The sequence below is a fragment of the Vibrio sp. V01_P9A10T6 genome, assembly GCF_963877065.1.
Taxonomy (GTDB): Bacteria; Pseudomonadota; Gammaproteobacteria; order Enterobacterales; family Vibrionaceae; genus Vibrio; species Vibrio anguillarum.
Genome location: NZ_CAWNTB010000081.1, coordinates 1 through 5,134, shown reverse-complemented (window position 1 = coordinate 5,134; position 5,134 = coordinate 1). Strand labels below are relative to the sequence as shown.

Annotated in this window: 4 protein-coding genes; 1 reads left to right on the top strand and 3 read right to left on the bottom strand. The window is 43.0% G+C overall.

All coding sequences use genetic code 11. The annotated features are described in order from the left end of the window. Window positions 1–10: 10 nt before the first annotated feature. The 3 genes from AACQ21_RS04535 to AACQ21_RS04520 form a co-directional block, all read right to left on the bottom strand. Window positions 11–1,188, bottom strand: a protein-coding gene (locus AACQ21_RS04535; protein ID WP_105976407.1) for an IS3 family transposase whose coding sequence is annotated in 2 segments (ribosomal slippage) — window positions 11–930 and window positions 930–1,188 — 1,179 coding nt in all. Because the reading frame shifts where the segments join, the coding sequence is not laid out codon by codon here. Window positions 1,189–1,230: 42 nt separating this feature from the next. Further along, the gene (locus tag AACQ21_RS04530) at window positions 1,231–2,166 is read right to left on the bottom strand and encodes a DUF6765 family protein (protein WP_258174169.1); all 936 of its coding nucleotides are present in this window, start codon (window positions 2,164–2,166) and stop codon (window positions 1,231–1,233) included. 794 nt (window positions 2,167–2,960) lie between these two features. After that, window positions 2,961–4,004: a GMP reductase gene (locus AACQ21_RS04520; protein WP_094132994.1), complete on the bottom strand. Its 1,044-nt coding sequence runs from the start codon at window positions 4,002–4,004 to the stop codon at window positions 2,961–2,963. 565 nt (window positions 4,005–4,569) lie between these two features. On the opposite strand from AACQ21_RS04520, the gene AACQ21_RS04515 reads away from it, so the two are divergent. Continuing rightward, window positions 4,570–5,134 (top strand): NAD(P)-dependent oxidoreductase (locus AACQ21_RS04515; RefSeq protein WP_308514254.1); only part of this gene is annotated, 565 nt, incomplete at its 3' end.

Sequence of the window (5,134 nt, the reverse complement as noted above, 5' to 3'; positions counted from 1 at the left end):
TTTGTAGTGGTCAACTAAAATTGGCCACGGTTTTAGAGTTTTCCCAATACAATCGTTCTGACTCATTGGGTGTCAAGCCACCGTTATACTGATGGGGCCTGAGCTGGCTATAATATCCAATAATGTAGCGGATGATCTCTTGTTGAGCCTCTGCAAAGCTACGATAACCTACTGTTGGAACCCATTCCGTTTTCAAGCTTCTAAAGAAGCGCTCCATCGGCGCATTATCCCAGCAATTTCCTCGACGAGATAAACTTTGTTTTATTTGAAATCGCCACAGTAACTGACGATATTGACGACTCGTATAGTGACTGCCTTGATCACTGTGGAACATGACGCCTTTAGGCTTTCCACGAGACTCATAAGCCATCGAAAGCGCTTTGCCTGTTAATCGTGTATCAGGTGATACTGACATTGCCCAACCAATCACTTTTCGAGCAAAAAGGTCGATGACTACCGCTAAATACATCCAACGATTTCCCGTCCAAATATAGGTCACGTCACCCACCCAGACTTCATTTGGTGCCGTGACAGCAAACTGACGATCTAAGTGATTCGGGATTTCAATATGCTCTTGTGAGGCTTTACGGTAACGATGTTTTGGTACTTGGCAACTCACTAATCCCAGCATTTTCATTAGCTTTGTTGCTCGGTAACGACTCAGACTCACGCCTTTGTTTGTTACAATATCGGCAATGGTTCTTGCTCCCGCAGAACCATTGCTTGCCGCATAAGCTTCGCTAATCAAACTGCGAAGTTTTACGGTTTCCGCCTTTATTTCTGTTGGCCGTTTAAGCCAATAGTTATAACTGCTTCGATGAACATTGAAGACTTCGCATAATGTTTTTATGCTGTGGCTCTGCTTGAGTTTCTTGATCATCAAGAATTGTTCAGTGAGTCCGACATCAAGAGAGCCGTGGCTTTTTTTAATATTTCATTATGCTCTTCAAGACGAGCGAGCTTCTTTTTTAATTCACGAATTTCAATTTGCTCAGGTGTGATTGGTGACGCTTTAGGTGCTTTCCCTTGGCGCTCTTGTTTTAATTGGCGAACCCACTTATCCATCGTAGATTTACCTACATTCATGGCTTGAGCCGCTTCAGTCACCGAGTAGTTTTGATCGAGCACTAACTGTGCCGCTTCCAGTTTGAATTCGGCACTAAATAGCCGTCTTGTACGTTTTGTCATAATGGCACCTATTAACTTATGAGGTGATGATATCACCTCTAACTAAGTGACCAAATTCACCATACCACTACACTTCCAACTGTTCTCTCCATCCTTGTCAAACGACAAATCGACTGCAGCAAAGCCAAATTTTCCTTCTCGCAGCCACTCAAGCCACTTGGTATGGCGAGCTTCACCATCTTCATCATCTATGGTTGTTAAAGCGTGTTCTATTAAAGAGCGCTGCTGCGTGGTCAAACCTGGTTGATTATCGATATTGATCTCGGCGTCACCATGTTTCCAACATTGCAATGCTTTGCACATCGCATCCGCGGCTTGTAGAAATATCAAGGTATTGTCTCTTACTACGTGTTCCCCTTCTCCATTTAGATAATTCCAAGAAGTGTAAGGTCTATCAGGAAAAGATAGGGCCGCACCATGGCCAAGAGGAGAAGCAGCAGATACCCCACCACTAAACAAATCATCTTTAATTCGTTGTAACAGAGAGCTGGAGGACGATTCGAGGTTATCTACTTTGTTGTAGTCGTGGATCACCCCAGCAAAACCTTGATGGGCGAAAGTATCTGCATAAACATGCATGGCAATCCCCATCAGATGAACGCCGTAGGGCTTATACCAATGTGTTGCCACCATTCTCAGCATATCTCTTGCAACAGCGCTGTCTGGTTTGCAAACTAGCCGATGTATAAACCTTCCATCTGGTTTAACGTTTGAAGGAAAGCCTTGGTTGCCTGGAAGAAAGTGAAATGGTATCCATACCTTATGATTTGCAAGCTCTTGCGTGTTTCGATAGTCGAGCATTTTGTGAGCAGATACAATACGGTCGTACATCGCACCATTATCAAAATGGATTGGCTTATCATTTGTGGCCTCATCTACATATTGAGCCGAATACGCTACTTTTTCAGCGTCGGTATGCTCAATCCCCGCATACCGAGCGATAACGTAAGTTAGAGTATGATGTCCATCTATTTGCATTCGGGCCTCCATTGGCATGACTATTACATTAAGCATGCTGCAGCGAATAGAGTCACAACCGCCGAATGGCTAAACAGTATCAATCTCGGCTTACTTGCGTTTTTTGAACGGTCTGTTTGTCACTGCATACTGAATATGAAACTCTGGAAATATAACAATACTGAAGTCGAATTCATATGAGAAATAAATATGTAAACGAGGTGGGTCACAAATAGTTATGTACTTTAATCAAATGTTTGATCGAAGTAGGCTAGCGCTAGAAAAATAATTTTCCTAGAACGTAACCGTGATGGGGAAATGTTTAACAAGTAACGTTCTGGAATATAGGAAACAATATCATTCGATAATATCAACAGAGGCAATACAGGAGCTTTTCGCCAATCACACATTATTAACTGACTCGAAATTGGACAAAAATGTTTTAGAACTGATTGCTCTATAGCATTTCTGTCAGTTTAAAATCAAAATGATAGCAGGCGTCACACTCTAGAGTAGATTCTACCGTAATCCTCTTACCCATCTTTACACTGACATAACGATGAATATTTTTTCCACGAGATTTCGTTAGGTTACGAGCGGGAGTATGGAATGCATACTCTAAAGCAGAAGTCGTAATTGCTGAGGGCGCAGGTAAGCTTGTCATGAAATTGCCTCTTCACGATTTTGTCGTAAACTTACATAAGTCTAGACTATGAAGAGGCAATATCAAATTATGGTTGTACCAAATATCAATATATGGTTGTAAATATCAATTTATGGTTGTTTCAACAATTATGGTTGTTAAAATTATTGATTTACTCTCGGCCAAACACGTTATTTTCTTGCTCTTGTACGCGGATAAATGTAGTGCGCTTAGTTAACTCTTTTAACTTAGCTGCACCGACATAAGTACAAGTTGAACGCACACCACCAAGAATGTCAGAGATGGTGTCGTGAACGCTGCCACGGAAAGGTAGCAATACGGTTTTGCCTTCCGCTGCGCGGTATTTTGCAACGCCGCCAGAGTGCTTCGCCATTGCAGACTGTGACGACATGCCATAGAACTTCATGTAGCTCACGCCATCTTTTTCAAACACTTCGCCGCCAGACTCTTCATGACCTGCAAGCATGCCACCAAGCATGACAAAATCAGCGCCACCACCAAAGGCTTTAGAAACGTCACCTGCGCATGTGCAGCCACCATCACCAATGATACACCCACCTAATCCATGCGCCGCATCGGCACATTCAATAATGGCTGAAAGCTGAGGATAACCAACACCTGTTTTCACGCGAGTGGTACAAACCGAGCCCGGGCCGATACCAACTTTTACGATATCCGCACCCGCTAGAATGAGCTCTTCGCACATGTCTCCGGTGACAACATTACCAGCTGAGATCACTTTATCTGGAAATTGCGCACGCACGCGTTGTACGTAATCGACCAAGTGCTCAGAGTAGCCGTTAGCAATATCAACACAAATGAAAATCAGATCGTCACTAAGCGCCATGATATCTTTGGTTTTTTGAAAATCAGCATCAGATGTGCCAGTTGAAACCATCACATGCTTAAGTGTTGATGCATCGGCGTTTTTAACAAACTCAGCCCAATCAGCTACTGAGTAATGTTTATGAACCGCTGTCATTACCTCATGTTCAGCAAGTGATTTTGCCATAGCAAAACTGCCTACCGAGTCCATATTCGCCGCAATAACAGGCACGCCGGACCATTGACGCCCACTATGCTTGAATGTAAAATCGCGGGTTAAATTTACTTGAGAACGGCTTTTTAGTGTTGAACGCTTAGGGCGAAACAGGACATCTTTAAAACCTAACTTAAGTTCTTGTTCGATACGCATTATGTAATTCCTTGATTAATTGACCATTTGTGTCTCTTTTGCAGAGTGCGTAGTACCTTCGTTGGCAGACGTCAGTACATTTTGGACACAAAAAAACCGGAGCGTTGGCAGACGCTCCGGTTTTCAGCATTATAGGCCCGGATTTCTTATCGGCAAGTCTGATATTTGCATTTTTTTTGTGGTACTATCTCGAAACTTTCATATCCGACACTTCTCAAGTCCATCTCTCTCAAATACTCATCGTGTAAATTTTTATTTTTCAATACGTTATTAAAGAACGCATCATTTTAGCGAAAGCTTTCATACAATAAGCAAACGTTACCTTGTTCAGCATTGCGCCGAAAACGTGAGAGAAATCACGCTCACAAAAGAGGTGACTCAGACATTTCTATCGGCGATTTTTACAGATTGTGGTGAATGTTTATCATTAATCCGTCCGTTTTCGATTTTAGTGACATCCCCCCGCAACTCCTACCATCCCAAAGACATAGTTATTTTGTGGTTTATTTTCTGTGATATTAGGCGTATTTATAGTGAAAATTATAAGTCTAATTAGGAAGAGAACATGATCAACATTGCATTTTTCAGCGCAAAATCTTATGACGCGAGTTCTTTCTCAGAGGTCAGTGATACAAAAATCTTCTCGCTGCACTTTCACGATTTTCGACTCACCCCAACCACAGCTAAAATGGCCCAAGGATGCACTGTGGTGTGTGCCTTTGTGAATGACGACTTAAGTCGCCCAGTATTGAGCCAATTGTATGAAAATGGGACGAGGCTTATCGCAATGCGCTGTGCCGGATTTGATAAAGTCGATCTCGATGCCGCAAAAGAGCTGGGTATTCAAGTGGTGCGAGTGCCCGCATATTCACCAGAATCGGTGGCAGAGCACACGGTAGGAATGATGATGTGTTTGAATCGCCGCTTTCACAAGGCGTACCAACGTACCCGAGACGCTAACTTCTCATTAGAGGGGTTGGTCGGGTTTAACTTCTTCGGTAAAACCGCGGGAGTTGTTGGCACAGGAAAAATTGGTATTGCCACAATGCGCATTTTGAAAGGGTTGGGAATGAAGGTACTGTGCTTCGACCCTTATCAGAACCCTCTGGCGATTGAACTCGGTGCAACTT